Source organism: Frigoribacterium sp. VKM Ac-2530 (genome assembly GCF_015350835.1).
GTDB lineage: Bacteria > Actinomycetota > Actinomycetes > Actinomycetales > Microbacteriaceae > Frigoribacterium.
The window spans coordinates 1,032,561-1,058,281 of the sequence record NZ_JADKSE010000002.1 but is presented as its reverse complement, the minus strand read 5'-3'; the positions used below and the strand labels follow the sequence as shown (position 1 = coordinate 1,058,281).

The following is a 25,721-nucleotide window of genomic DNA, read 5'->3' as shown; positions in this document are numbered from 1 at the left end:
CTCGTGTCGGCTGTGGACGGCCGGCCGGGTACGACCACGGTGGCCTGTCCGCGGAGCGAGCCGGACCCGTTGTGGGGGGCTCCCGCGGTCAAGTCGTTGTGTTTGCATCAATCTTGCGGTGAACGCACGGTCCCGACGACCGTGCGGCGTGGCTGGTCCCGACGACCTCGCCACGTGCGCGCGGTCCCGACGACCGCGCGCCGTCGAGCGCCTGGTCCCGACGACCTCGCAGCTCCCGCACGACTGGAGTTCCCTGTGCCCACCCCTCGATACATCCGTGCCTCCGTCGCGCTCGTCGCGGCCCTCGTCGTCACCGGCGGCGGCGTCGCCGGGCAGGCGGCGAACGCTGCCGCGCCCGACCCGACCGTCGCGACGGCTGCGGCAGCCCCGACGACGCCCGACCTCTCCGAGGACATGATCGCCGTGCCCACGACGCCCGTCACGGCGCCGCACCTGCACGCCGAGGCCGTCGAGGTCACGACGCGCGAGGCCGCGGTCATGGAGCAGACGACGACCGCCGCCGCCGCCGCCCCCCAGGGGTCGACGAAGTCGGCCGCGGCAGCGCCCGTCGCCGTCGTGCACCGCGTCTCGGTGAGCCTCGCGACCGTCACGGCGGCCACCGCCGACGACGCCGCGACGCCGCCTGACGACGCGTCCGTGACGACCGCGATCCAGCAGCTGCACGACTACTGGTGGGAGGAGTCGGGCGGCACCGTCGACGTCCGCCTCGGCGGGATCGAGCGCACGTCGCTGTCGAAGACCACCTGCGACCCGTCGGCCGTGCTCGACTCGGTGCACACGACCGCGTTCGGGGGTGCCTTCGCGTCGTACCGCTGGGCGGGCACCGACGACCACCTCCTCGTGCTGACCCGCGAGACCTGCGGCTCAGCCGCCTTCGCGACCGTCGGCGGCGGCGGCGGGGAGATCTTCAGCTCGGTCGGCACGGACACCGGCCTCGGCGTCCCCGTGCTGCTGCACGAGTTCGGCCACAACCTCGGCCTCGGCCACGCGGGTGCCGGCATGTGCCGCAGCTCGACCGCCGTCGACGCCCCCCTCTCGCAGTACGCGCACGCGGCGGACAAGGACACCTCCGTGGCCTGCCCGGTCGAGGAGTACGGCGACTTCGTCGACATCATGGGCTACTCCGTCTCGGGTGCGCGACCGCACCTGTCGACGCCGCAGCGCCTCCGGGCCGGCTTCCAGGCCGACGCGACGACGCTCCGCGAGCCGGGCACCCGCCAGCAGGTGACCGTGGGCGCGCTCGACGGCGCCGCGAACACGGCCGGCGGCCGGGCCGTGCAGGTGGTCGACCCGCTGAGCGGGGACACCTACTGGGTCGAGTACCGCACCGCCAGCGGCCGCGACGCGACGAGCGCCGAGTTCCGGGGCGCGACGCCGCGGTGCTCGTCCCTCGACGCCACGCTGGTGCGCTGCGCCCTGAACGGCGACCGTGCCGTCGGCGAGGTGCGCGTCCTGCGCGCCATGCCCCTGTTCGGCTCCGCGGTCTCGACGGCCGTCGTGGCTGCCGGCCCCGTCAAGGCGGGCGACCTGACGCGCCGCGACACGCACCTCGACGCCGGCGAGAGCTTCACGAGCACCGGCGGCGGCTTCACCGTCGCGGTCCGCTCGACCTCGCCCTCCGGCGGAGCCGTGCTCGACGTGAGCCTCGCGGGCAGCAGCTCGACCGGCACCGCGCCCGTGGGCGACACGACGGCGAAGCCCGCCCCGAAGCAGGTCACGGCCGCGACCACGACGACGCTCGGCGCCGACCGTGCGCGCCAGACCTGGGGCTCGTCGACGACCGCGACCCTCACCGCGACGGTCGCGGTCGCAGGAGGCGCCAAGGCGTCGGGCTCCGTTGCGGTGCTCGACGGCACGACGACCCTCGCCACGGTGCCGGTCGCGAAGGACGGCACCGCGACCGTCCGCCTCCCTGCCTCGCTGGCACCGGGGGCGCACTCGCTGCGGGCGACCTTCAGCCCGGCCGCGGCCGACCAGGCCGCCTCGGCCTCGTCGACCGTCGTCGTCACCGTCGACAAGGCGCCGACCACCACGACGCTCGGCCTGAACGCCGCCTCGCAGGTGTACGGAGCCTCGTCCCGTGTCACGGCCACCGCCTCCGTCGTCTCGACCGCCGGCTCCGCCGCGACGGGCGCGGGCACCGTCGCCTTCAGCCTCGACGGCACGGTCGTGGCACAGGTCGCCGTCTCGGGCGGAGCGGCGTCGTGGGTCGCCCCCGCGGGCGCCGGCGTCGGGTCCCACCGGATCACGGCGGCCTTCACCCCGTCGGCGGCCGGGGCGCTGCCCTCCACGAGCGCGGCGCTGTCGTTCTCCGTCAGCAAGGCGCCCTCGAGCACCGCCGTCTCGGCGCCCACGGTCGCCGTCTCGAGGACGCTGGCCACGAAGGTCACCGTCACGGTCTCGGTCCCCGGGGTCGTCAGCCCGGCCGGCACGGTCACGCTGAAGTCGGGCTCGGCCACGATCGGCACGGCCACGCTCGCGGCGGGCTCCGGCGGCAAGGTCACCATGTCGGTACCGGCATTCCGGACCGCAGGGAACTACCCGGTCGTCGCCGTGTACTCGGGCGACGCGAACATCGCCGGGAGCACCTCGAAGGCCGCGTCGCTGACGGTCCGGTAGGAGGCGCCTCCTCGGCTGCCGGGACCCGGTCCGCTCAGCTGCGGGGTCCGGGCCCGGTCAGCTGCGGGGCAGGGTCTCGGCGCCGCGGGCCGAGGCGCGGGCGGCCGCACGCTCGGCGGTGCGGGCCGTCGAGCCCGCGGTCGCGGCGTCGTGCACGCTGGCGTCGGCGTCCGTGACGGCGTGGTCCGCGGCGATGCGTGCGACGCGGGCGGCGATGGCCGGCTCGAAGGCGCTGGCCCAGACGCGGTAGCCGCGGTCGTTCGGGTGGAACAGGTCGCCCGCCGAGTTGCGGAACGTCCGCACGAGCCCCTGCTTGCGCGTCGTGTCGTAGAGGGGTGCGACGGTCAGGCCGAGCTCGTCGGCGAGGCGCCGCACGATCGCGTTCGCCTCGGCGATGCGGTGCTCGCGCTCGGGGATCCACATGGTCGGCAGGTCGGCGACGATCGCGTGGCCCGGCAGCGCCTCGTAGATGTGCCGCAGGTTGCGCTCGAACGTCTCGGCGTCGAAGTCGATGATGTCGTTCGCCCCGATGGCGACCGTGACGATGTCGGGCTGGTACTTCTCGAGCTTCGGCAGCTGGTCCTTGCGGCAGAGCCACGTGGTGGCTCCGCTGACGCTGAGGTTGACGACCCGGACGGAGGTGCGGGTCGCGTGCCGGACCCGCACCGACAACCTGCCCACGTAGCTGCGCGCCGGGCTCGACGCCCCGATGCCCTGCGCGGTCGAGTCGCCGAGAGCGACGTAGAGCAGCTTGCCCTTGCGGTCGAACCGGTCGCGCCACCAGGCGGAGTGCACCGGCAGCAGGTCGTTCAGGGTCGCGGCGGCGGAGCGCTGGCTGCGGAGGGCGCGACGCCAGACGGCGAAGAGGGCCCCGCCCGCGGCGAGGGTGGCGCCGACTCCGGAGAAGAAGGCGAGGGGGTGACGGGTGGGCATGCGGGGAGCGTACGCCCGGCGGTCAGGTCGGAGCCGCGAGAGTCCCCAGATCGACCTCGCTCGAGTCTCTGGTGTCGATCTGCGGCCTTTCGAGGAGGCGCGGCGAAACGTCACGAAGCGCTCGCTGCCGGCCTGGGGGCAGCAGTCTCCGCCGGTTCACGGCGGCCGGAGGCGGATTTCGACACGGGGGCGCGGATGTACTAAGCTCTCTCCCGGTACCGTGTCCGAGCGGCCGAAGGATCATGTCTCGAAAACATGTGTGGGGGTTGACTCCACCGTGGGTTCAAATCCCACCGGTACCGCCAGAGGGCTGTTCGCGACACTCAAGCAGAATGTTCGCGAAACTCAGCTCACGAGAAAGGCCCCCAGTTGGGGGCCTTTTTTCGTGCTTGCCACTCGGCTTGGGCCCTAGCTGCCCTATGTAGCCGCGCGGTGAGCACTCAGGCGCCTCGAGAAGTTCCGAGCCAACAACTCCGGTTGGGCTTCGAACCCCCTCAGCCATCTCTGCAACTGGTGAGCACCTCACATCAGATGTCAGGCACCAACAAGAAGGCTGCAACCATGAAGATCGTCTCTGTCGCTCTCCTCTCAAGTGGGATCGCGATTCTCCTCGCGGCAGCCGCCCTCGCATTTCAGGGTGGCATCATCGCGGACTCAACAGGAGGTGTGGGTGGGATCACGCCCGTTGAGACTGTCATGTGGGTCGTCGCCCCGGTGCTGGCGATCCTCGGACTGGTGCTTCTCTTCGTCAGACCGCGCATCAAGAAGTAGGGGTGTTGCGCCGAGGCGCAAGGGCTGGTCCTCGCGCCTCGGCGTGCGTGTGGCGCCGGCGAGGGGCCGGCATCTGGACAGGTGAGATGCGTGCTCTAGCTTGCCTCGAGCGATCACGCCTTGAGTCGACTGTCTCGTCGGAGGATCTTCGGCAGCCACGCGGAGGACGGCGTCCAACGTCCGATTCGCGAAACCCCCGGTTTCCGGGTCTGTTCGGGTCCCGCGAACAGCCCGCCACGAGAAAGCCCCGCGAACCCAGTCTCACTGGGTTCCGGGGCTTCTCTCGTCTCGCGTGCTCCGGGAGCATCCGAGACGCAGTCTCTAGTCAGCTCACCGCATCCGTCAGCGCGTCGAACTCGGCGTCGGTGAGCTCGATGGTCGCGCCGACGAGGTTGTCCTCGAGGTGGGCGATGCTCGACGTGCCGGGGATGGGCAGCATCGCGGGCGAGCGCTTGAGGAGCCAGGCGAGTGCGAGCTGCGCCGGGGTGGCCTCGTGCTGCTCGGCGAGCTTCGTGAGCGGGCTGTCCGAACCGGTGAGGCCGCCGGTGGCGAGCGGGAACCAGGGGATGAACGCCAGGCCGTTCTCGGTCGCCCAGTCGAGCAGCGGCTCGGCGGAGCGGTCGGTCAGGTTGAAGAGGTTCTGCACAGAGACGATCGGGGCGACCGCCTGTGCCGCCTTCACCTCGTCGATGCTGACCTCGCTGAGGCCGATGTGGCGGATCTTGCCCTCGTCGCGCAGCGCGCCCAGCTCGCCGACCTGGTCCTCGAGGGGGACGTTCGGGTCGATGCGGTGCAGCTGCAGGAGGTCGATGCGGTCCACGTCGAGGTGGCGGAGGTTCATCTCGACCTGCTGACGGAGGTAGGCCGGGATGCCCAGGGGAGTCCACTGGTCGGGGCCCTGGCGGGTGTTGCCGACCTTGGTGGCGATGACGATGTCGTCGGCGTAGGGGTGGAGGGCCTCGCGGAGGAGGCCGTCGGTGACGGCGGGCCCGTAGGCGTCGGCGCTGTCGAAGAACGTCACGCCGAGCTCGACGGCGCGGCGGATGACGCGGACGGCTACGTCGCGGTCGCTGGGCTCGCCCCAGACCCCGGGGCCGGTGAGCTGCATGGTGCCGTAGCCGAGGCGGGTGGTGGGAAGGTCCCCACCGATGCTGAAGGTGCCGGAGGCGGCTGCGGGACGGTTCGTGGTGGTGTCGGTCATGGACGCAGTCTGCTCCTCGCTCGGCGTCGTCCGTTGGTGCCTGGTCTAACTTCCTCGAAGAGACCGCAACGGATGTCCGAGTGGCGACTTCGTCCCGCGCGCAGGGCTGGCTTCAACTCTGATGACTTCTGCGAAGATGCCACCAATGAGCAAGGCACCTATTTCCTGGCGAGTTGTACGTCCCGTCAGCCGACGCGTTGAGCCCCTCACCTCCGGTCTTGGTGCCATCGGCATCTCAGCGTTGGTCGTCTTGTATCTCACGGGAGCCTTTCTCGCCCCATACCTTGAATGGAACGACGTCAGTGCGGTGACTCTGCGCTTATCGACCTTCGGAGCGGCTGTTGGCGATGACAGCTTGGCGCTCCAAGCCATACTCGTCAGCGTCCTCGTCGCGCTCTTGATCGCGCGGCTCTTCGGTTCGAGCAGCAGGTCACGTGGTGTTGACCAACGGGCGGCCGCTGCCTTCGGCTACGTGATCGCTGGATTCGCGTCGGCATCTGCCGTCTTGACACTCATCGGTTCAGCCGCATCAGCTGAGGAGGGGTTGGGGCATGCGTGGTCATCAGTCGTGGCTGGGTTCGTCGTTGTCATCCTGGCTGCATGGACCGGTGTGCGCACATTTGGAACTCGCAAGCAGCTGCGCCGTCGTGCAAGAGACGGCGCGAAGACATCACGGTCTCTCCTGCGTCGGTACCGAGCACGAGGCGTCCCTCGACGCGTGCCCTTTATTCGTGTCGCACGTCTGCTGCTCATCTTTTGGGCCCTGGCGAACCTCGTTGCTGTCGCGGTCATCATGACATCTGTTCCCGCGACTCCGGGCCTCAGGTCCGGCCTTGTTCTCGTTGCGAGTGTGCTTTCGCTCGCGCCAGTAGCAGTGGCCCTGATCACTGCGTACATCCGGGCCAGCCTCACACTGACGACTTTCGATCATGTAGTGCGCCAAGCGACCGCCTGGGCGGTGATAATCGGGGCTGCATGGTTGGGCGTCCGAGTCTCAACGACCTTCGTCAGTGAAGCGGGTTCCACGGGGAAGGCTGTTCTGCTGATCGCTTCCACTCTCCCACTGGTGCCGGCAGTCCTCCCCGCCGTGAACCGATGGTGGAGCCTAGTCGGGCTCTGCGCTGCTCGCTGTCACCGCACGCAGCGTAGGCAGCGCTTGGCCTACCTGCAGGATCTAAGGGTCCTCGGCGCGAAACGTCATTGGGTCGATCCGGTCGGCTGGCCGCGTCGTGGGTAGCCCGTCGTGGTTCCTCCGTGCCGATTAGTGCGCATTCGGCGACCTTCCGCACAGAGGGGCCTAGGGAGCTGCAATGGGCCGCCGAAGCCGCCAACACCTGTGCCGAGTTGCCATTGGCCACTTGGCCGCGCTCCGTCGAAGCGGTGCCCCAGCTCTAACCACCCGGCCCGCGCGCTCACCGGTACGAGCAGAAGCGCTCACCGGACCGCCACCGCTCACCGGTACGAGTAGAAGCCCTCGCCTGACTCGACCCCGAGCTTGCCCTGGTCGAGGTAGTTCGTCTTGAGGTGGTCTGCCCAGAGCTGGGCCCCCTCCTCGTCGCTGGCCGCCGAGATCGCGTAGGCGGTCCGCAGGCCGACGATGTCGAAGATCTGGAACGGGCCCATCGGGGCTCCCGTGCCGATGCGCCACGTGGCGTCGATCGTCTCGGGGTCGGCGACGCCGCGCAGGACGAGCTCGGACGCCGCGCCGAGGAACGGCACGAGCAGCGAGTTGAGCACGTAGCCGGGCTGCTCCTTGTGGAGGGGGATCGGCACCATGCCGATCTCGCCCGCGAAGGCCACGACCTGGTCGAAGACCGCGGGGTCGGTGCGCGGGCTGCCCATGATCTCGGCCGTGTTCTGCCGCCAGATGTGGTTGGCGAAGTGCAGCGCGAGGAACTTCTCGGGGCGGCCCGTCGCGTCGGCCAGCTGGCTCGGCAGCAGGGTCGACGAGTTCGTCGCGAAGATCGTGCGCTCGGGCGCCGCGGCGGCGAGCCGCGCGTAGACGCCCTGCTTGAGCTCGAGCGTCTCCGGGACGGCCTCGACCACGAGGTCGGCGTCGGCGACCGCCTCGGCGAGGTCGGTGGTGAAGGCGATCCCGGCCACCGCCTCCTCGGCTGCCTGCCGGTGCTCGTCGCCGAGGTCGCCGACGTACTGCTCGACGATCGACCGGAGGCGCGCCTCGGCGGCCGTGACGGCGTCGTCGTCGACGTCCCAGGCTCGGACGGCGACGCCGTGGGTCGCGATCTGGAAGGCGATCTGGGCGCCGAGGACGCCGGCGCCGACGACGGTGACGTGGCTGAAGGTGGTCATGGGGTTCCTGTCTCTCGAGGGGGGGCGCGCCTCGTGGCGCCCGCCTCATCGAGGTCTACTCCTCCGCGACCGGACGGCAGCTGTCGGTGGACAGCCACCGGCGATCAGCTGTCGAGGTCCCAGATCTGCTCGACGTAGTCCTGCGACCAGCCCGCCCGGAGGCGCGTCACGGCCCGGTCGTACGAGGCCAGCAGGTCCATGTCGGGTCGCACCATCGACTGCATCTGCAGCCCCTCGTAGAGGGCGATGAGCTGCTCGGCCCCGCGGACCGGGTCCATGGTCTCCGGCTCGCGTCCCACCTCGACGTCGGTGGTGAGGCCGCCGAGGATCAGGGCGTGGAACTTGCGCCACTCGTGCTGCAGGGTCGGCGCCATGGGGTGCCCCGGCGTCGCGGCGACGTTGAGCAGGGAGGTGAGGAGGCGCATCAGCGACGGGTCGTGGACGTTGCGCTCCACGATGCCGCGGAGGAACCGCACGGTGCCGTGCGCGTGCATGAGTGGGATGACCGGGCGCATGCGCTCGGCGTTCCACCGGTCGACGGCGGCCATGACGAGGCCGTTCCAGCTCGGGAAGAGCCCACGCACCGTCTCGACGGGCACGCCGGCCAGCTCGGAGACCACGTCGACGTCGGTCTCGTGGAACGCGCGGCTGCGGAACGCGACGATCACCGCCTCGACGACGCGGACCCGCAGCTCGGTGTCCTCGTCGAGGGGAGAGGCAGGGCGGGGGAGCGAGGGCACGTCGGTCACTGGTCCACCTCACCAGGCGGCGGCGGCCGCGGCCAGACCCCGTTCTGGTGGCGTGCTTGACGACGAGCCCTGCCGGGAGGACCATCGCGAGCACCAGCGCACCGCCGACGAGGGAGTCCCCATGATGTTCGTCAACCTGCCCGTGACCGACCTGCCTCGCGCGGTCGCGTTCTACACGGCGCTCGGCTTCACCCAGAACCCCGCGTTCAGCGACGACGCCGCCGCCTGCATCGTCGTCGAGGAGGACCAGGCCGCCTTCATGCTGCTGGTGCGCGACTTCTTCCAGACGTTCACCGACCGGCCCGCCGGCGACCCCTCGACGACCGTCTCGGTCATGACCGCGCTCATGGTCGACAGCCGTGACCGCGTCGACGAGATGACCGATGCCGGGCTCGCGAGCGGCGGCGTCGAGGAGCGCCCCGCGAACGACCTCGGCTTCATGTACCAACGCCAGCTCTCCGACCCGGACGGCAACGTCCTCGAGCTCGGCTGGATGGACCCGGTCGCCGCCGCGGACGGCCCGGAGGCCGCCGCCGCGCAGTAGGCGGTCGTCGGCGCGGCAGGTCGGTCGATCCGGTGTCGGCCCCGGGTCGTAGGGTGCGGCCATGCAGACGAACGCGCAGAGCGCAGCCCCGGCACGCGTCCCCGAGGAGGCGGTGGCCGACCTCCGGGAACGCCTCGTCCGCCGACGACGCGTCGACCTGCCCGCGGGGCTCGAGCCGCGGCACGGCGTCGACGCCGCGTGGCTCGAGCGGCTGCTCGCCCGCTGGGCCGACGACTACGACTGGCGCGTGCACGAGCAGCGGGTCCTCGACCTCCCGTGGGAGGTGGTCGACGGCCCGACGCCGCTCCGCGTCGTGCACCGCCGCGGTGCGCCCGACGCCCCGGTGGTCGTGCTGCTGCACGGCTGGCCCGACTCGGTGCTGCGCTTCGAGAAGGTGCTGCCGCTGCTGGGCGACGCGACCGTGGTGGTGCCGGCCCTTCCCGGGTACCCGTTCAGCGCCTCCTCGGCTGCCGGGGGCATGTCGGGCGTCGACATGGCCGACGTGGTGGCGGCCGCCATGCACCGGCTCGGCCACGACCGGTACGTGGTCAGCGGCGGCGACATCGGGGCCGGCGTCGCCGAGGCGCTGCTGCGCCGGCACGGCGACGCGGTCTCGGCCGTGCACCTGACCGACGTGCCGCAGGGGCACCTCGCCGCCGAGCTGCCCGACGACCTCACCGACGAGGAGCGCGCCTACGCCGGCCGCCGCGAGCAGTGGCAGGCGGCCGAGGGCGGCTACGCCCACGAGCACGCGACCAAGCCGGGCACCCTCGCCGTCGCGCTGGGCGACTCCCCGGCGGGGCTGCTCGCCTGGATCGGCGAGAAGCTCTGGTCGTGGAGCGACCGCTCGGTCGAGGGCGGCATGGAGGCGGTCTTCGGCGACGACGACGTGCTCACCTGGGTCTCCGCCTACTGGTTCACGGGCACGATCGGCACGTCGTTCGGCGCCTACGCGCTGCGGGAGCCCTCGACCAACGAGCGCGTCGAGGCAGCGGTGCCCGCAGTGCTGTCGATCTTCCCCGGCGACCTGGCGAACGCCCCGCGCTCGTTCGCCGAGCGACTGTTCGACGTACGTGCGTTCCACGAGCACACGTCGGGCGGGCACTTCGCCGCGTGGGAGCGGCCTGAACAGTTCGCCGCCGACCTGCGCGAGGCGATCGCGCTCGGCTCGGCGGGGGCCTAGCCCGAGCCGGCCGTTGCCTGTCGCCGAGACGGGTCAGGCGGCCGCGACCGCGATGGCTGCGAGGCCGAGGACGGCGCAGACGCCCGTCAGCGTGCGGACGGTGTTCCACCGGGTCCACGGCGGCTCGAACGCACGGCGCGCGGCGCTCGCCGAGGCCGGGCCGGACACGTCCGCCCGCGCGAGCGCCTCGTTCAGCGGCACGTTGCGCGCGACCGTGACGACGAAGGTGGCGACCGAGGCGGCCGCCGCCCCGGCGGCCCACGCGCTCGCCGAGCTGCCGTCGACGACGTGCAGCACCGCGAGCAGGGCCGCCGAGGCGGGTGCCGCGACGAACACGAGGAGGAACGACGGGCGCAGGATCGCCGCGTTGATCGCGCGGAACGCCGCGGTGAAGGCGACGTCGTCGACCCGACGCAGCCCCGGCGACACCGCGACCACGAAGGCGAAGAAGAGGCCCGCCACGAGACCGTTGGCGAGCAGCGCGACGACGGCGACGAGGTCAGGCACGAGTCCGCTCATGGCCGGAGGCTAGCGAGCCGACGTGAACAGCCGTCGAGGCCGCGGCAGCGTCGCCGACGCGTCACGCGGGCCTGCTAGGGTCCCGACCGACAGCGCCTAGGGTTCCGGGGTCTCACGATCCGACTGGTCCGAGCGGCGCCACGGCCGGGCGCCACCGCCCCGCCGTCATCTGAACGGACAAAAGCCTGGAGGATCCTGCCGACGCGCCCTGCGTCGGGTCGAAGGGTCCCATCTCATGTCCGGCACAGCTCTCCTCCTCGTCCTCGCCGCGGCCGTCTGCCACGCCTCGTGGAACGTCGTCGCCCACGGGGTCAGCCGCATCGGCACGCCGTTCCTCTGGTGGGGCGCCGTCGCCAGCGCCGTGCTCTGGCTGCCCGTCGTCCCGTTCACGGGCGGGCTCGGCGGCAGCGTCGCGGGCCTCGCCCTCGGCGCCGGAGTCTCGGCGGTGCTGCACGTCGTCTACATGGTCGTGCTGCAGCGCGGCTACGCCGCCGGGTCGCTCTCCACGGTCTACGCGACCGCCCGGGGCACGGGGCCGGCCGTCAGCGCCGTGCTCGCCGTCCTCCTGCTCGGCGAGCGGCTGTCGGCGCTCGCCGCGGTCGGCATCGCGGTCGTCGTCGCCGGCGTGGTCGCGACGGGCCTGATCGACCGTCGACCCCGGCAGGCGCCCGCGCCGGTCGCGGACGCGGCACCCCGCAGGAGGCGGCGGCTCGACCCCGGCATCGCCTGGGGCCTCCTGACCGGCCTGGCCATCGCCTCCTACACGATCTGGGACGCCCACGCCCTGCGCACCTGGGAGCTCTCGCCGGTGTCGTTCATGGTCGGGGTGACGGCCGTCGAGGTCGTGTTCTACACGGCGACGCTCGGTCGTCGGCGCCGCGAGCTGCTCGACGTCGTCAAGGAGCACTGGCCGCGCGTGCTCGCGTTCGGGGTGCTGTCGCCGATGTCGTACATCCTCGTGCTCGTCGCGATCCAGACGACCCCGGTCGCGCTCGTCGCGCCCGCCCGCGAGACGAGCGTCGTGATGGTCGCCGTGTTCGGGGCGCTGGTGCTGCGCGAGGGGTCGGTCGCGAAGCGGCTCACGGCGTCGGTCGTCGTGCTGGGCGGCATCGCGCTGCTCGCCCTCTGAGCGGGGCGCGCCGCACCGCACCGAGCCGCGCCGCCGTCCCGGCGCCGCACCGCGCGTCGCGCCCAAGCCCGTCCGCAATGCACATGACGCGTCGGGGGCATCGCGCCCCGCCCTACGCCTCCGGAGCGTCACCTCGACGATCCCGCCGCGCGCAGCGGGCACCAGGGCGACGGGTTCGGCATACAAGAGATGAACTCTGACTGAACTAGCCCCAAGTTAGGTTCCTATGTCGACCGACCGCGTGTCAGCATCGTGACGTCCCGCTCCCCTCTGAAAGGCCGTCATGACCCTCCGCCGCTCCCGCGCCGCGATCGCCCTCGCCGGCACCGCGCTGCTCGCCACCGCCCTCGCCGGCTGCTCGACCGCCGCCTCCTCCGCCGAGGGCACCGGGTCGCCCGACGACGCCGCCGGCTACGCGGTCGACTCGAGCACCCTCGTCTTCGGCGTCGTGCCCGACTCGGTCGACACCGAGACGAACTACCAGCCGCTGATGGACTACATCGCGCAGGAGACCGGCAAGACCGTCGAGTACCACGAGTCGACCGACTACGCCGCGCTGATCGAGGCGAGCATCGCCGGCCAGATCGACGTCGCGTCGTTCTCGGGCTTCACCTACGTGACCGCCACGAACAACGGCGCCGAGCTGACGCCGATCTCGTCGATCACCACGGCCGAGGGCCAGGAGCCCGGCTACTTCTCGCAGGCCATCGTGCCGAAGGGCAGCGACATCTCGTCGATCGACGACATGGCGGGCAAGAAGATCTGCTTCGTCGACCCCTCGTCGACCTCGGGCTACCTGTTCCCGAGCTACGCGCTGCTCGAGGCGGGCATCGACCCGGAGAAGGACATCACCCCGGTCTTCGCCGGCAAGCACGACGTGAGCGTCCAGAAGGTCGGCGAGGGCACCGAGTGCGAGGCCGGCTTCGCGGAGGACAGCGAGGTCGCGAAGAGTGACGCCGTGGAGGTCATCGACGAGCAGATGGTGCCCGGCGCCCCGATCGTCGAGTCGGACACCCTGCCCGACGACGTCAAGCAGCAGCTGAAGGACATCCTCTCGGACGTCACCGCCGACGACATGGTCGCCGCGGGCATCGAGAGCGCCGACAGCGAGGGCTTCCGTGCCGTGTTCTTCCAGACCACGCCGGTCGACGACGCGTACTACGACCAGATCCGCGACATCTGCGAGAAGACGAACGCCACGCAGTGCCAGGCCTGACGGCCTCTGCCTGAGGGAGGCGCGGTAACGGTCCCGACCGTCGCCGCGCCTCCCGCGATCCGCACCTCCCGCACCGCACCGCCCCGCGCCTCTCGCGCACCGCACCGCCCGCACCGCCCAGCCCCTGGAGACGTCATGACCCCGCACGCCGACCCCGTCGCCCCGGCCGCTCCCTCGGCCGCCTCCGACCCCGCCGAGATCGTCGTCTCGCTCGAGGGCATCACCAAGCGCTTCGGCACGACGACGGCTCTGGACAGCGCGTCGCTCGAGGTCCGGCGCGGCGAGGTCGTCGTGCTGCTCGGCCTCTCCGGCTCGGGCAAGTCGACGCTGCTGCGGCACGTCGACGGCCTCGAGCGGCCGACGTCGGGCACCGTGCACGTGCTCGGCCGCGAGGTCACCGCGCTCTCGGGCCGCGCCCTCCGCGAGCTGCGCAGCGAGGTCGGCTTCATCTTCCAGCAGTTCGAGCTCGTGCCCTCGCTCACGGTGCTCGAGAACGTGCTCACCGGCTCGCTCGCCGCCGTGCGGGGCCCGCGTCTCGGCCTCTGGTCGTACGGACGCGCGGCCCGGGCCGAGGCGCTCGCCCGGCTCGAGCGCGTCGGGCTGCTCGAGCGCGCCTACCAGCGCGCCGACACGCTCTCGGGCGGCCAGCAGCAGCGCGTGGCCATCGCCCGCGCGCTGATGCAGCGGCCCCAGGTGCTGCTCGCCGACGAGCCCGTCGCCTCCCTCGACCCCGAGTCGAGCGACCAGGTGATGGCGCTCATCCGCGAGATCGCCGTCGACGAGGGCCTGACCGTGATCTGCAGCCTGCACCAGGTCGACCTGGCGCTCTCGTGGGCCGACCGCATCGTCGGGCTCCGACACGGCGCGGTCGTGCTCGACACCGAGACCGAGGGGCTGTCGAAGGCCCAGGTCATGGAGATCTACGGCCGCGTCGCGACGAGCACCGGCCAGCTCGAGGCCATCGAGCTGGAGCTGGCCGGGGCCGGCAGCGCCGCAGGCGCCCGCAGCGCCGCAGGCGCCGCAGGCACCGCCGCCTCCGGGGACGCCGTCCGATGACCGCCGTGACCGAGCGCCCGCGCACGACCGACCCGGTCCTCGCGCCCGTCGCCGCGCCTCCTCGTCGTCGGGCCTCGCCCGAGCGCGTCGCCGCCGGCCTCACGATCGTCGCCCTGCTGGGGCTGAGCGTCGCGGCGCTCCGCAGCGTCGAGATCGACCCGGCGCGCATGCTGCAGAGCTGGTCGAACGCCGAGCGCTTCTTCGGCCGGGTCGGGGCGATCGAGTTCCCGCCGCTCGGCGAGCTGCTGCAGCTCACGGCGCTGACGCTCGGCCTCGTGATCTGCGGCACGCTGCTCGCCGCCGTGCTGTCGGTCCCGGTCGCGGTGCTCGCCGCCTCGAACACCACGCCCGGACCCGTCTGGCGTGCCGCCGCCCGCTTCGTCACGGTGCTCGCCCGCGCCGTGCCCGACGTCGTGCTCGCGATGGTGTTCGTGCTGCTCTTCTCGCTCGGCACGCTGCCGGGCATCCTCGCCATCGGCCTGCACTCGGTCGGCATGATCTCGAAGCTGTTCGCCGACGCGATCGAGCAGATCGACGAGGGGCCGCGCACCGCGGTCCGCGCCGCCGGCGGCACCCGCCTGCAGCAGTTCACCGCGGGGGTGCTGCCCCAGGTGCTGCCCTCGTGGGTCGCCACCGTGCTGCACCGCAACGACATCAACCTGCGCGGCAGCGTGATCCTCGGCTACGTCGGCGTGGTCGGCCTCGGCATGGAGATGTCGTTCGCCTTCAAGTCGCTCGACTACGGCCTGGGGCTCGGCTACGCGCTCGTCATCTTCGTGCTCTGCGTCGTCATGGAGATCGTCTCCAGCTCGGTGCGCGCCGCCATGCTCGGCATCGCGCCGACCGGTCGCGGCCTCGGCGACCGCGTCGTGCGGCGGGCCACGAGGAGGCGCGCGACGGCCTCGTCCGCCGCGGTCGTCCCCGAGACGGCCGGCCGGGCAGCTGCGGGCGTGACGGGCGCGGACGACGCGACCCGCGCCTCCCGCGTTGCCGCTGCTGGTCCCTCGGTCTCGGTCGACGCGACCCGTGCCCCCGTCCCCGCGGTCTCGGTCGACACGATGCTGCGCCGCCCCTGGGACCGCACCCGCGTGCGGGACACGTCGTGGGGCGCGATCGCCGTGGCGGTCGTCGTCGCGAGCGTGCTCGTCTGCGACGTCGCCTGGTCCGACCTCGTCACCGTGTGGAGCGGCGTGCCCGCCGTCGCCGTCCAGTTCTGGCCGCCCTCGTTCGGCAGCTACGAGACCTCGACCATGGTCGCCGCGATGGGCGAGACGATCGCGATCGCGCTCGCCGCGACGCTGCTCACCCTGGTCGCCTCCGTCGTGATCGGCTCGCTCGCCGCCCGCAACGTCGCGCCGAGCCGGGGGATGCGCAGCGGCATGCGCCTGCTGCTCGTCGGCATCCGAGGCGTCCCCGAGGTGATCCTCGCCATCGTGCTGATCGTCGTCACCGGCCTCGGCACGCAGGCCGGCACCCTCGCCCTCGCGCTCGGCGGCGTCGGCCTGCTCGGCAAGCTGATCGCGGACTCGTTCGAGGAGGTGTCGGCCGGCCCCGAGCGCGCGCTCGCCGCCACCGGCGCCACCCGCCTGCAGGTCTACGCCGGCGCGACCCTGCCGCAGGGCACCCGTGCGCTCGTCGGCCACACCTTCTACATGCTCGACACGAACATCCGCGCGGCGACGCTGCTCGGCATCGTCGGCGCCGGGGGAGTCGGCTACTACCTGCTCAACGCCAGCCAGGGGTCGAACTACGGCGCCGTGACCGCGATCGTGCTGATGATCCTCGTCACCGTGCTCGCCGTCGAGGGGCTCGCGATGTGGATGCGGAAGGTGCTGCGATGAGCGCGCGGGCCGAGCTCCAGTCGGAGTCCGGCGTGCCCACGGGGTCCGTCCGGCACGCCGCTCCTGCGCACGACGTCGTCGTCGTCGGCTCGGGCATCGTCGGCCTGGGGGCGGCGCTCGCCGCCGTCGACCGCGGCCTCTCGGTGCTGGTGGTCGACCGCTCGGCCGTGATCGGCGGCTCGACGATCCGCAACTTCGGCCACCTCTGCCTGACCCCGCAGAGCGGCGAGGCGCGGCGTCACGCGATCGCCGCGCGCGGGCTGTGGCTGCGGCTCGCCCGCGACGCCGGTTTCTGGGCCTCCGAGCGCGGCACGCTGGTCGCCGCCCGGCACCCCGACGAGCTCGCGCTGCTCGACGAGCTCGCCGCCGCGCGCACCGACCGCGTGCTCGGCGACCGGCCCGAGATCGAGCCGCTCGACGAGCGTGAGCTCCGGGCCCTGGCCCCGGTCTCGTCGGGCGTCACGCTCGGCGGCGCGCTGCTGCCGTACGACCTGCAGGTCGACCCGCGGGAGGCGGCGGACGCGATCCGCAGGCACCTCGAGTCGCGAGGGGTGCGCTTCCTGACCCGCACCTCCGTCGGGTCGGTCCGCAGCGGGCGCGTCGAGACGAGCCGCGGACCGATCGACGTCGGCACCGTGGTCGTCGCGACGAACCACGACCTCGACCAGCTGCTGCCCGACCTCGCCGAGCGCGCCGAGCTGCAGCGCTGCGGACTCGACATGCTCCGCGTGCGGGCCGACCTCGCGCGGCCGCTCGTCGCGCCGCTGCTGACCGGGTGGTCGCTGATCCGCTACAGCGCGTTCGCCGGCACGGACGCGGCCGACCAGGTGCGGGCGAGGCTGCACGCCGAGCGGCCGGACCTCGCCGCGCTCGACCTCAACCAGATGTACACGCAGCTGCCCGACGGCTCCGTGGTCGTCGGCGACAGCCACCAGAAGGGCGCCGCGATCTCGCCGTTCCAGGACGAGCGTGCCTCCGTGGCGTTCCTCGACGAGTTCCGGGCGCTGTTCGGCGCCGAGCCCGTCGTGACCGAGCGCTGGCAGGGCGTCTACGCCTCGGGCCGCGACGAGTTCGTCGTCGACGAGGTCGAGCCAGGAGTGCTCGTGACCGTCGTCGCCACGGGGATCGGCATGACCACCGGCCTCGGGCTCGCCGAGCACGTCGTCGGCAGCCACCTCGACGGCGGGCGCGACGCGGCGCTCTCGCCCATCGCCTCGCGCGCCGCTTCGCCCGCCCTCTCGCCCGCCGCCTCGTCCTCCGGCGACTCCGCACCTCTCCCCTCCGTCCTGACAGGAAGCCGCTCATGAGCATCGAGACCACCCCCTCCCGCCCTGCCTCCGCCGCGCCAGCCGTCGAGCTCGTCGTGCTCGACATGGCCGGCACGACCGTCGTCGACGACGGCATCGTCGAGCAGGCCTTCGTCCGCACCGCGGACCGGGTCGACCTCGGCCCGTCGCTGACCCGCGAGGAGGCGCTGCAGCACGTCCGCGACACGATGGGGCAGTCGAAGATCGACGTGTTCCGGCACCTGGCCGGCGGCGACGAGCAGGTCGCGCAGCGCGCCGCCGAGCAGTTCGAGGTCGCCTACGGGGAGCTCGTCGACGAGCTCGGCGTCGACCCGATCGAGGGAGCGGGCGAGCTGATCGACGCGCTGCGCGCCTCCGGCGTCGCCGTCGTCCTCACGACCGGCTTCGCCCCCGCCACGCGCGACCGCCTGCTCGACGCCCTCGGCTGGCAGGTCGACGCGGCGCTGTCGCCCGTCGACGCGGGTCGTGGTCGCCCCGCACCCGACCTCGTGCTCACGGCGTTGCTGCGCACGGGAGCGTCGTCGGTCGCCTCGGTCGTGGTCGTCGGCGACACGGCGAGCGACGTGCTCTCGGGCCGTGCGGCGGGCGCCGGCCTCGTCGTGGGCGTCACGACGGGTGCGCACACGCGCGAGCAGCTGCTCGCGGCGGGCGCCGACGTCGTGCTCGACAGCGTGCGCGAGCTGGCGGGGCTGCCGCAGCTCGCGGGTCTGCTCGCGACCGCGAGCCTGACCGCCAGCCCCAGCCCGACCGCGAGCCCGGTCCCGGTCTCGTGACGACCGCCTCCTCGCGCTCGGCACGCACGACGCGCCCGCCGCGCTCGGTGGCCTCGGCCGGCGAGGAGGCGCGGGCCGCGTCTCCGGGAGCGCCGTCCGGACGCGTCGACCTGCGTCTCGACCCGGCGCCCACGGCGATGGTCTGGACGCAGCCCGGTCGCCCGCACGACGCGGTCGCGGTGCCGAGCGTGCACCTGGCCCCGGGGGACCTGCTCGTCGAGGTGGAGCTCGCCACGATCTGCGGCTCCGACGTGCACACGACGCGCGGCGACCGCGGGGCCCCGGCGCCGCTCGTGCTCGGCCACGAGCAGGTCGGCCGGGTCGTCGCGGTCGGCGCGGGGGCGGTGGCCGTCGACGGGACGCCCCTCGTGCCCGGGCAGCGGGTCGTCTGGTCGCTCACCGTCAGCTGCGGTCGCTGCTCGACCTGCGGGCGGGGCCTGCCGCAGAAGTGCGAGTCGGTGCTCAAGTACGGGCACGAACGCCTCGTCACCGGCTGGGAGCTGAGCGGCGGCTTCGCCACGCACGTCCACGTCCGTGCCGGCACCGCAGTCGTCCCCGTCGCCGACGACCTCGACGCCGAGCTGCTCGCCCCCGTCTCGTGCGGCACGGCGACCGCGAGGGCTGCGCTCGACTCGGCGGCGCAGCTCGTCGACCTCGCCGGGGCGGTGGTGGTCGTGCTCGGCGCAGGGCTCATCGGGCTCACGGCCACGGCCATGGCGACCGACGCCGGGGCACGCGTCGTCGTCGTCGACCCCGACGCATCTCGACGTGCGCTCGCCGTCCGCTTCGGGGCCGTCGCCACGGCGTCGCCCGCCGTCACGCCCGGATCGGACGACAGCGTCGAGCACGCGCTCCGCACTGAAGGAGGCGCCCCCCTCGTGGCCGTGGAGGCGTCCGGATCGCCGCACGCCGTCGCCTCCGCGCTCGCCCTGCTCGGGACAGGCGGGGTCGCCGTGCTCGTCGGCAGCGTGTTCCCGGCGCCGGCCGTGCCGCTCGACGCCGAGAGCGTGGTGCGGCGGCTCGTGACGATCCGGGGCGTGCACAACTACGCGCCGCGGCACCTGGTCGCGGCGGCCCGCTTCGTCGAGGAGCGGCACGCGGCCTGGCCGCTCGCCGAGCTCGTGGGCGAGGTCGTGGCGCTGCCCGACCTCGACGCCGGCATCGCGGCTGCCGCGGCGGGCGGCTCGGTGCGGGTGGGCGTCCGCCCGGCCTGACCGGGCTCTCCCTCGCGGCCGCACCGCCGCCTCCTCGTGTTCATCGAGGGCGGGTCTTCCGGGCCGAGGGCGGGTCCGCAGCGACCCGCCCTCGAGCCAGAAGACCCGCCGTCGGCAGGTGCGCAGCCTCGAGGAGGCGGCGCGCGCCTCCTCGGGTCACGCGCCGGTCGAGCAGGTGCTCAGGCGCCGATCGCGCGGATGAAGTGGCCGCCCTCGCGGGCGCGGCCCGAGGCCGCCACCGTGAAGCGGACGATGTCGCTGCGGTAGCGGTCGTCGGAGGCCTCGAAGGTGCGTCCGTCGCGGCCTCGGGTCACGCGGTGCAGCCGCAGGATCGGCGTCCCGAGGTCGACGCCCAGCAGCTCGGCGTCGAGCTCGTCGGCCGCCACCGCGTCGATCTCGTGGTCGATGTCGTCGTAGCCGAACCCCCGCGAGTCGAGGTACTCGGTGATCGAGACCGTGTCGAGGTCGACGTCGAAGAGCACCCGGCCGACCTCCTCGATGAAGGTGAGGCGCTCGAGCATGGTGGGGCGGCCGTCGACGAGTCTCAGCCGCACGACGTCGACGACGAGGTCTCCGGGCTCGATGCCCAGCGCCCTCGCCTTCTCGTCGTCCGCCCGCCGCAGCGACACCTCCTGGGTGCGGGCGCCCGGCTCGCCGCCCACGTCGCGCACCCACTTCGTGAACGGGATCGACACGTCGACGGGGTGGTGCGCCTTGCGGGCGACGACGCGGGCAGGTCGACCGCGCCGGGTCTCGACGAGGCCCTCGCTGCGCAGCGCCGCGAGGGCGTTGCGGATCGGGCCGCGGGAGGTGCGCCACTGCTCCGCGAGCTCGCCCTCGCTGGGCACGTCGTCGCCGACCGCGAGGTCGCCGCTGAGGATGCGGCGACGCAGGTCGTCGGCGATCTGTTCGTACAGGGAGCTGGCCACGTTCGGAGCCTACCGATCGCGGCCGTCGCCGCCGCCGCCTCAGTCGCGCGGCGAGAGCGCGCCGTCGGGCCCGATCAGCGGCGTCGTCGCGGGCAGGTCGCGCTCGCCGAACTCGCGCACGAGGTCGGCCGCCTTCCCGTTGGGGTCCGGGACCGGCCGGCCGTCCGCGAAGTCGAACCGTGCCGACCTCAGCTGCCCCCGCACGAACGACCCGTCCGCGTCGAGCACGACGTCGAGGTACACGCCGTGGCGCGTCGCCTCCTCGGCCCCGAAGACGCCCCCGCCGCCGAAGTTCCCGAGGCTGTAGGCGATGAGCTTCCCGTCGCGGAACTCGGCCCCCCGCAGCGAGTGCGGCCCGTGCCCGACCACGAGGTCCGCGCCGGCGTCGACGGCGGTGTGCGCGAAGGCCACGGGGTCGCCGCGGTCCTCGCCGAACATCTGCTCGGGACCGGGACGGACCACGTTCGCGTCCGGCCCCTCGGCGCCCATGTGCGCGTGGACCACCACGATGTCGGCGGCCCTCTGCGCCGCGGCCACGACCTTCCGCACGTGCCTGAGGTCGGTGACCCGGTTCGTGCCCGCGTAGGGGGCGAAGCCGACGACGGCGACGACGATGCCGCCGATCCGGGTGCAGACGATCTCGTCGCGCTCGCCGACGGCGGCGATGCCCTGGCCGGCCAGCGCCTCCCTCGTCTCGCGGTACCCGACCGGGCCGAAGTCGCCGGTGTGGTTGTTCGCCGTGTTCATGAGGTCGAAGCCGGCGAGGTGCGCCGCCGTCGCCGGGTCGCTACGGAACGCCAGGCAGTCGCTGCCGACGGCGCACTTGTCGAACCCGGTGTCGTCGGCGACGACCTGCTCGAGGTTGCCCGTGACGAGGTCCTCGGTGAACCAGGGGCGCACCTCGTCGAAGTGGCTCGCGCCTCCGTCGGCCGGCACGCGGTGCCCGACGTCGTGCATCAGGACGTCGCCGACGGCGCCGATGCTGACCTGCCCGTCGACGGCTGCCGGCCGCGCGGCCAGGTCGACCGTGCAGCCGGCGAGCTGCTGGGCACGGGTGCCCGCGACGCCGCCGAGCACGAGCAGCAGCACGGCGGCGCCGGCACGCCAGGGCGTCCGACCCGAGCGACCCGGCACCCGTCCCGAGCGATCCGCTGGTGAGCGCGGCAGGTCGAGCTCGGCCGTCCGGGCCGTGCGCCGCCCCGGCAGGTCCCAGAGCCACCCGAGACCGTCGCGGGCCGCGAGCCGGTCGATCACGAGGCAGATCCCGACGAGCGCCGCCGTCAGCGCCACGGGCAGCGCGGCGGCGGCGACGAGCTTCGCGCCGACCCGCGCCCCCGAGAGCGGCTCGGCGAGCAGGTGGTCGGCGAGGGCGAGGAGGGGCATGTGCAGCAGGTAGATCGGCAGGCTCCGTCGTCCGAGCCGTACCAGCACGGGACCGAGGCCCCGGAGCCGCGCCAGCCACGGCGACGCCGCGAGGACGGCGCCCGACCCCAGCACCGACAGGACCAGCCAGGCACCCGGCACCGTCGCGGAGCCGGTGACGCGCACGGCCGCGAACGCCGCGGCGTACACGGCCACCAGCCCGAGGACGACCCGGAGGCGCGCGCCGGGCACCGCCCGGCGGAGCCACGGGGCGAGGGAGGCGCCGAGCACGAAGAAGACGAGGTCGCCGAGCAGCTGCCCCCGGTTCGACACCACCTCGACGAGCCCGGACGACACGACGACGGACAGCGCGGCGGCGGCCGCGACGACGACGACCGGCGGCACCCGGCGCAGCGCCTTCGCCACGACGAAGTAGAGCACGAGCGCGTAGAGGTACCAGGTGCTCATCGGGCTGATCGTGACGGCCTCGACGAACTCGGCCACGCTGCGGGGCACGAAGGTGGGGAACTCCCGGAACGCCCAGAGGGCGGCCGTGTGGATCAGCGACCACAGCAGGTACAGCCAGGCGAAGCGCAGCACCCGCGGCCGGAGGACCGCCGACCACGGCCGGGCCAGCGCACCCGCGGCGAAGACGCCCGAGACCAGCACGAACGCCGGCATGAGGAACGGCCAGACGGCGTCGACGGCGAGGCCCCAGGCCCCCGGCACCGGCAGGCCGAGCTGCCAGTCGACCTGGAGCGTGCTCTTCAGGACGACGTGCCAGAGCACCACCAGGACGATGAGCAGCCCCTTGAGCGCGTCGGCCCAGCCCTCGCGCGACGCGGGCGACGAGGCCGACGCCGGGGCGCTCGCGGCCGCGACGCTCACGCGCGACCGCCGAGGCGGCCACCGGCGCGGCCACCCGTCCGGCCCGGCACGTCGGCGCGGCCGGGCACCCCCGTGCGGTCCGGCACGCCGGCCAGCGCGGCGTCGACGAGCGCCCCGACGAGCTCGACGTAGCCGAGGCCGACGGCCTCGAACATCCGGGGGACCTGCGAGCGCTCGGTGAACCCCGGCGACGTGTTCACCTCGTTGAGCACGACGCCGGCGTCCGTGACGAAGAAGTCGAAGCGGGCGACGCCGTCGCAGCCGAGCGCGTCGTACAGCAGGCGGGCCGCCCGCTCGACGGCGGTGTGCTCGGCGAGGGTGAGCCGGGCCGGCAGCGTGAACTCGGCGCTCCCGTCGTACTTGCTGTCGCGGTCGAAGACCCCGTTCGGGTCGACGCCGATCTCGAGGGTCGACCCGGCGCGCAGCACGCCTCCCGCGTCGCGGAACAGCGCGATGTCGACCTCGCGGCCCTCGACGAACGACTCGACGAGCACCAGCTCGCCGGCGGTCCGGGCGTGGGCCACCGCAGCGGGCAGCTCGGCGAGGTCGGCGACGACCGACACCCCGTCGCTCGACCCGGCGGACGTCGGCTTGACCACGAGGGGCGGCGCGAGCGTGATGCCGTGCGGCCCGTGGCCGCCGCCGCGGCAGACGCCGTCGCCGGCGCGCACGAGCACGCCCGGTGCGGTGGCCACGCCGACCGCCTCGGCGACGAGCTTCGTGGCCCACTTGTCGGCGGCGAGGGCGCCTGCCCGCACCGGCGAGCCGACGAAGGGCACCCCGGTCATCACGAGCAGCCCCGCCACGGTGCCGTCCTCGCCGTCGACGCCGTGCAGCACCGGGAAGGCGACGGCGCAGTCCGTCAGCACGGCCACGGCCTGCGCGGGCGTGAGGGCGCCCTCGCCCTCGAGGTGCCAGCCGCCCTCGCGGTCGACGGTGAGCGCCACGGCCTCGGCGCCGAGCTCGCGCACCGCGCGCGTGACCGCCGCCGCCGAGGCGAGCGACACCTCGTGCTCGCCGTTCGCCCCGCCCCCGATCACGGCCACGCGCGGGCTCTCCCGGTCGGTCGTCACGGTGGTCTGTCCTGTCATGCGAGGGCTCCTGCTTCGTCGGAGGGGAGGGGGATCGAGGAGGCGCGGGGCGCAGAAGAGAGGCGGGGCGCGGGGGAGCGGCCGGGCACGGAGGAGGCACGGACGGCGGAGGAGGCGCCGGGCGCGGAGGCGGCGGTCGTGCGGTGCACCCGCGCGACGCGGCTGCCGATCCGCGTGACGATCTCGTGCGGCACGGTGTCGGCCCAGCGGGCCCAGTCGGCCACCGTGGGCTCGCCGCCCTCGCCCGGGCCGAACAGGACGGCGGGCTCGCCCGGCCGCACGAGGTCGTCCCCGGTGTCGACGACGACCATGTCCATCGAGAAGAGGCCGACCACGGGTCGTCGGCGGCCGCGGACCAGGACCTCGGCGCGGTGCGAGGCCGCCCGGGGCAGGCCGTCGCCGTAGCCGATCGGGAGCAGGGCGAGGTTCGTGCGCCGCGGCAGCACGTGCGCCAGGCCGTACCCGACGCCGGTCCCCGCCGCGGCCTCCCGGGACGACACCACGTGCGACGTGAGCGTCAGGGCCGGACGCAGGGCCGAGGAGGTGCCCGACGGGTCGATCCCGAAGAGCCCCGCCCCGATCCGGTGCAGGTCGAAGCCGGCTCCCGCTCCCGTCACGGTGGCCGCCGTCGCGGCGAGGTGGGCGACGGCGGGGGCCAGCCCGCGCCTCCTCGCCGTCCGCAGCGCCGCGTCGAAGACGAGGCGCTCCCGCTCGTTCTGCGCGTCGCCCGGACGGTCGGCGCACGACATGTGCCCCATCACCCCGACGACGCGCACCTGGCCGGTCGCGCGCAGCTCCCGGGCGAGGTCGCACAGGGCGCGCCACGCTGTCGGGGGGCAGCCGTCCCGGGCCATGCCGACGTCGACGTGCAGGTGCACGCGGGCCGGCCGCCCGGCGGAGCGGGCCGCGCGGGCGACCGCGTGCAGCAGCTCGGGCCCGGGGACGGCCAGGTCGACGTCGGCGCGGATCGCGGCCTCGAAGTCGGCGTCGAGCGGATTGAGCCAGCTGAGGACGGGCACGCGCACGCCCTCGGCGCGCAGGGCCAGCGCCTCCTCGACCGACGTCACGCCGACGGACCGCGCGCCGCTCTCGAGCACCGACGCCGCCACCGAGCCGTGGCCGAAGCCGTCGGCCTTGAGCACGGCCATCAGCCGGCCGCCGGTCAGCGCGGCGAAGTGCGCCGTGTTGGCCCGGACGGCGTCGTCGTGCACGCGCAGGGCGGACGCCGCGCTCACGCGCGCATCCTCGGGTCCTCGGTCGGGTCGCGGTACATCGGCGGGCAGCCGGTCCGCGAGGCGCCGTCCCGCAGCTCGTAGTGCCAGGTCTCGTTCTCGTAGACCTGGCAGAGGTCGTAGGAGGCGCCGTTCCGGGAGAACCAGTCGGTCGCGTCCCACGAGCCGATGTCGACCGCGTCGCCGCTCACGTGCGCGGAGGTGGCCGGCGTGGCCACCCAGCGCGCCGCCTCCCGGGCCGACCCGTACTGCGCGACCGCGTCCCGCAGCAGCTGCTCCTGGTGGGCCGCGGAGCGCCAGCCGCTGTTGACGACGACGTCCACGCCGTCGGAGGAGGCGTCGGTCGCGGCGCGCTGCAGGGCGTCGAGGAGGCGCGGGTCGAGCCCCGCGACCCCGGGCACGTCGACGTCGAAGGGCGAGGTGCCGTCGGGGACGACCCCGCCCGCCACCCCGGTCGCGTCCTGGTCGCGAGAGGGACCGCCGTCGCCGGCGAGTGCCGCGCCGTCGACCGGCCCGCCGGCGCCGCTGTCGCCGCTGTCGCCCGCACTGTCGCCGATGCCGGCACTGCCGCTGCCGACCGGGGCGCCGCCGGAGAACGCGACGCCCGCCCAGCCTGCTGCGACGAGCGCGGCCACGAGGAGCACGGCAGCGGCCGCCATCAGCGTGAGGTCGCGGGCGCCGAGCCGTCGGCGGCGGGGAGCGGATGCGTCGGCGGGAGCAGGTGCCTCGGCGGGAGCGGGGAGGGGCGTGCGGGGCGCCGGGAACGGGAGCGGGGCGGTGTCGGACATGGCTCCAGTGCACGACAGGGGCCGTTGCCGTGACGTTAAGGATTT

The 25,721-nt window shown here is 73.7% G+C and carries 21 protein-coding genes and 1 tRNA gene; 12 read left to right on the top strand and 10 right to left on the bottom strand.

Annotated features, from left to right (window positions below; all coding sequences use genetic code 11):
* Nucleotides 1–255: 255 nt before the first annotated feature.
* On the top strand, nt 256–2,640 hold the full coding sequence (locus tag ITJ48_RS16780; protein WP_194614111.1) for an Ig-like domain repeat protein: 2,385 nt from the start codon (nt 256–258) through the stop codon (nt 2,638–2,640).
* A 57-nt stretch (nt 2,641–2,697) separates the two neighbouring features.
* On the opposite strand, the gene ITJ48_RS13930 is transcribed toward ITJ48_RS16780, so the two are convergent.
* A complete protein-coding gene (locus ITJ48_RS13930) occupies nt 2,698–3,573 on the bottom strand; it encodes an SGNH/GDSL hydrolase family protein (RefSeq protein WP_194614110.1) in 876 nt (291 codons plus the stop codon).
* Between the two features lie 214 nt (nt 3,574–3,787).
* Between ITJ48_RS13930 and ITJ48_RS13925 the strand changes: the two genes are divergently transcribed.
* Together ITJ48_RS13925 and ITJ48_RS13920 are read left to right on the top strand one after the other, a co-directional pair.
* Nucleotides 3,788–3,878, top strand: a tRNA-Ser gene (locus ITJ48_RS13925).
* Between the two features lie 256 nt (nt 3,879–4,134).
* The gene (locus ITJ48_RS13920; RefSeq protein ID WP_194614109.1) at nt 4,135–4,344 is read left to right on the top strand and encodes a hypothetical protein; all 210 of its coding nucleotides are present in this window, start codon (nt 4,135–4,137) and stop codon (nt 4,342–4,344) included.
* Nucleotides 4,345–4,669: 325 nt separating this feature from the next.
* Here ITJ48_RS13920 and ITJ48_RS13915 read toward each other — a convergent pair whose 3' ends face one another.
* From ITJ48_RS13915 to ITJ48_RS13905, 3 genes are all read right to left on the bottom strand, one after another.
* Nucleotides 4,670–5,545 carry an aldo/keto reductase gene (locus ITJ48_RS13915; protein ID WP_194614108.1) on the bottom strand — a complete coding sequence of 292 codons (876 nt, stop codon included), beginning with the start codon at nt 5,543–5,545 and terminating at the stop codon, nt 4,670–4,672.
* 1,452 nt (nt 5,546–6,997) lie between these two features.
* Nucleotides 6,998–7,855 (bottom strand): 3-hydroxyacyl-CoA dehydrogenase, encoded by an 858-nt coding sequence (locus tag ITJ48_RS13910; protein WP_194614107.1) that lies wholly within the window; start codon nt 7,853–7,855, stop codon nt 6,998–7,000.
* A gap of 104 nt (nt 7,856–7,959) precedes the next feature.
* Nucleotides 7,960–8,604 (bottom strand): TetR/AcrR family transcriptional regulator, encoded by a 645-nt coding sequence (locus ITJ48_RS13905; protein ID WP_194614106.1) that lies wholly within the window; start codon nt 8,602–8,604, stop codon nt 7,960–7,962.
* A 121-nt stretch (nt 8,605–8,725) separates the two neighbouring features.
* Here ITJ48_RS13905 and ITJ48_RS13900 point away from each other — a divergent pair, with 121 nt between their 5' ends.
* Both ITJ48_RS13900 and ITJ48_RS13895 read left to right on the top strand, forming a co-directional pair.
* A complete protein-coding gene (locus ITJ48_RS13900) occupies nt 8,726–9,148 on the top strand; it encodes a VOC family protein (RefSeq protein WP_194614105.1) in 423 nt (140 codons plus the stop codon).
* 61 nt (nt 9,149–9,209) lie between these two features.
* Nucleotides 9,210–10,331 (top strand): alpha/beta fold hydrolase, encoded by a 1,122-nt coding sequence (locus ITJ48_RS13895; RefSeq protein ID WP_194614104.1) that lies wholly within the window; start codon nt 9,210–9,212, stop codon nt 10,329–10,331.
* A gap of 33 nt (nt 10,332–10,364) precedes the next feature.
* Here ITJ48_RS13895 and ITJ48_RS13890 read toward each other — a convergent pair whose 3' ends face one another.
* Nucleotides 10,365–10,850 (bottom strand): DUF1772 domain-containing protein, encoded by a 486-nt coding sequence (locus ITJ48_RS13890; protein WP_194614103.1) that lies wholly within the window; start codon nt 10,848–10,850, stop codon nt 10,365–10,367.
* Between the two features lie 235 nt (nt 10,851–11,085).
* Between ITJ48_RS13890 and ITJ48_RS13885 the strand changes: the two genes are divergently transcribed.
* From ITJ48_RS13885 to ITJ48_RS13855, 7 genes are all read left to right on the top strand, one after another.
* A complete protein-coding gene (locus tag ITJ48_RS13885; RefSeq protein ID WP_194614102.1) occupies nt 11,086–11,979 on the top strand; it encodes an EamA family transporter in 894 nt (297 codons plus the stop codon).
* A gap of 283 nt (nt 11,980–12,262) precedes the next feature.
* Nucleotides 12,263–13,195 carry a phosphate/phosphite/phosphonate ABC transporter substrate-binding protein gene (locus ITJ48_RS13880; RefSeq protein ID WP_194614101.1) on the top strand — a complete coding sequence of 311 codons (933 nt, stop codon included), beginning with the start codon at nt 12,263–12,265 and terminating at the stop codon, nt 13,193–13,195.
* A gap of 135 nt (nt 13,196–13,330) precedes the next feature.
* Nucleotides 13,331–14,251, top strand: a complete 921-nt coding sequence (gene phnC, locus ITJ48_RS13875) for a phosphonate ABC transporter ATP-binding protein (RefSeq protein WP_194614100.1) — start codon at nt 13,331–13,333, stop codon at nt 14,249–14,251.
* Nucleotides 14,248–16,092: an ABC transporter permease gene (locus ITJ48_RS13870; RefSeq protein ID WP_194614099.1), complete on the top strand. Its 1,845-nt coding sequence runs from the start codon at nt 14,248–14,250 to the stop codon at nt 16,090–16,092. Before phnC ends, ITJ48_RS13870 begins: the two co-directional genes overlap by 4 nt.
* Nucleotides 16,089–17,399, top strand: coding sequence for a TIGR03364 family FAD-dependent oxidoreductase (locus ITJ48_RS13865; protein WP_194614098.1), 1,311 nt, complete (start codon nt 16,089–16,091; stop codon nt 17,397–17,399). The genes ITJ48_RS13870 and ITJ48_RS13865 overlap by 4 nt, the downstream gene beginning before the upstream one ends.
* On the top strand, nt 17,396–18,172 hold the full coding sequence (locus ITJ48_RS13860; RefSeq protein ID WP_194614097.1) for a phosphonatase-like hydrolase: 777 nt from the start codon (nt 17,396–17,398) through the stop codon (nt 18,170–18,172). Before ITJ48_RS13865 ends, ITJ48_RS13860 begins: the two co-directional genes overlap by 4 nt.
* Nucleotides 18,169–19,386 carry a zinc-binding dehydrogenase gene (locus tag ITJ48_RS13855; protein WP_370544934.1) on the top strand — a complete coding sequence of 406 codons (1,218 nt, stop codon included), beginning with the start codon at nt 18,169–18,171 and terminating at the stop codon, nt 19,384–19,386. The genes ITJ48_RS13860 and ITJ48_RS13855 overlap by 4 nt, the downstream gene beginning before the upstream one ends.
* Nucleotides 19,387–19,565: 179 nt before the next feature.
* Here the strand turns inward: ITJ48_RS13855 and ITJ48_RS13850 are convergent, their stop codons facing one another.
* Genes ITJ48_RS13850 through ITJ48_RS13830 form a run of 5 tightly spaced genes read right to left on the bottom strand, consistent with a single transcriptional unit; the run spans nt 19,566 to nt 25,676 of the window.
* Nucleotides 19,566–20,315, bottom strand: coding sequence for a GntR family transcriptional regulator (locus ITJ48_RS13850; RefSeq protein ID WP_370544933.1), 750 nt, complete (start codon nt 20,313–20,315; stop codon nt 19,566–19,568).
* Nucleotides 20,316–20,354: 39 nt separating this feature from the next.
* Complete coding sequence (locus ITJ48_RS16775) at nt 20,355–22,565, bottom strand: CapA family protein (RefSeq protein ID WP_370544932.1); 2,211 nt, start codon at nt 22,563–22,565, stop codon at nt 20,355–20,357.
* Nucleotides 22,562–23,656 (bottom strand): ATP-grasp domain-containing protein, encoded by a 1,095-nt coding sequence (locus ITJ48_RS13840; protein ID WP_194614096.1) that lies wholly within the window; start codon nt 23,654–23,656, stop codon nt 22,562–22,564. Before ITJ48_RS13840 ends, ITJ48_RS16775 begins: the two co-directional genes overlap by 4 nt.
* The gene (alr, locus tag ITJ48_RS13835) at nt 23,653–24,891 is read right to left on the bottom strand and encodes an alanine racemase (RefSeq protein ID WP_370544931.1); all 1,239 of its coding nucleotides are present in this window, start codon (nt 24,889–24,891) and stop codon (nt 23,653–23,655) included. Before alr ends, ITJ48_RS13840 begins: the two co-directional genes overlap by 4 nt.
* Nucleotides 24,888–25,676, bottom strand: a complete 789-nt coding sequence (locus ITJ48_RS13830; protein WP_228506912.1) for a M15 family metallopeptidase — start codon at nt 25,674–25,676, stop codon at nt 24,888–24,890. The genes alr and ITJ48_RS13830 overlap by 4 nt, the downstream gene beginning before the upstream one ends.
* Nucleotides 25,677–25,721: the final 45 nt, after the last annotated feature.

Bases quoted from the DNA above. Each gene is read 5' to 3' on its own strand.
- ITJ48_RS13920 (WP_194614109.1), top strand. From the start codon at position 4,135: ATGAAGATCGTCTCTGTCGCTCTCCTCTCAAGTGGGATCGCGATTCTC.
- ITJ48_RS13900 (WP_194614105.1), top strand. From the start codon at position 8,726: ATGATGTTCGTCAACCTGCCCGTGACCGACCTGCCTCGCGCGGTCGCG.
- ITJ48_RS13830 (WP_228506912.1), bottom strand. From the start codon at position 25,676: ATGTCCGACACCGCCCCGCTCCCGTTCCCGGCGCCCCGCACGCCCCTC.
- ITJ48_RS13915 (WP_194614108.1), bottom strand. From the start codon at position 5,545: ATGACCGACACCACCACGAACCGTCCCGCAGCCGCCTCCGGCACCTTC.
- ITJ48_RS13890 (WP_194614103.1), bottom strand. From the start codon at position 10,850: ATGAGCGGACTCGTGCCTGACCTCGTCGCCGTCGTCGCGCTGCTCGCC.
- ITJ48_RS13880 (WP_194614101.1), top strand. From the start codon at position 12,263: ATGACCCTCCGCCGCTCCCGCGCCGCGATCGCCCTCGCCGGCACCGCG.
- ITJ48_RS13840 (WP_194614096.1), bottom strand. From the start codon at position 23,656: ATGACAGGACAGACCACCGTGACGACCGACCGGGAGAGCCCGCGCGTG.
- ITJ48_RS13860 (WP_194614097.1), top strand. From the start codon at position 17,396: ATGAGCATCGAGACCACCCCCTCCCGCCCTGCCTCCGCCGCGCCAGCC.
- ITJ48_RS13865 (WP_194614098.1), top strand. From the start codon at position 16,089: ATGAGCGCGCGGGCCGAGCTCCAGTCGGAGTCCGGCGTGCCCACGGGG.
- ITJ48_RS13885 (WP_194614102.1), top strand. From the start codon at position 11,086: ATGTCCGGCACAGCTCTCCTCCTCGTCCTCGCCGCGGCCGTCTGCCAC.
- ITJ48_RS13910 (WP_194614107.1), bottom strand. From the start codon at position 7,855: ATGACCACCTTCAGCCACGTCACCGTCGTCGGCGCCGGCGTCCTCGGC.
- ITJ48_RS13895 (WP_194614104.1), top strand. From the start codon at position 9,210: ATGCAGACGAACGCGCAGAGCGCAGCCCCGGCACGCGTCCCCGAGGAG.
- ITJ48_RS13930 (WP_194614110.1), bottom strand. From the start codon at position 3,573: ATGCCCACCCGTCACCCCCTCGCCTTCTTCTCCGGAGTCGGCGCCACC.
- ITJ48_RS13870 (WP_194614099.1), top strand. From the start codon at position 14,248: ATGACCGCCGTGACCGAGCGCCCGCGCACGACCGACCCGGTCCTCGCG.
- phnC (WP_194614100.1), top strand. From the start codon at position 13,331: ATGACCCCGCACGCCGACCCCGTCGCCCCGGCCGCTCCCTCGGCCGCC.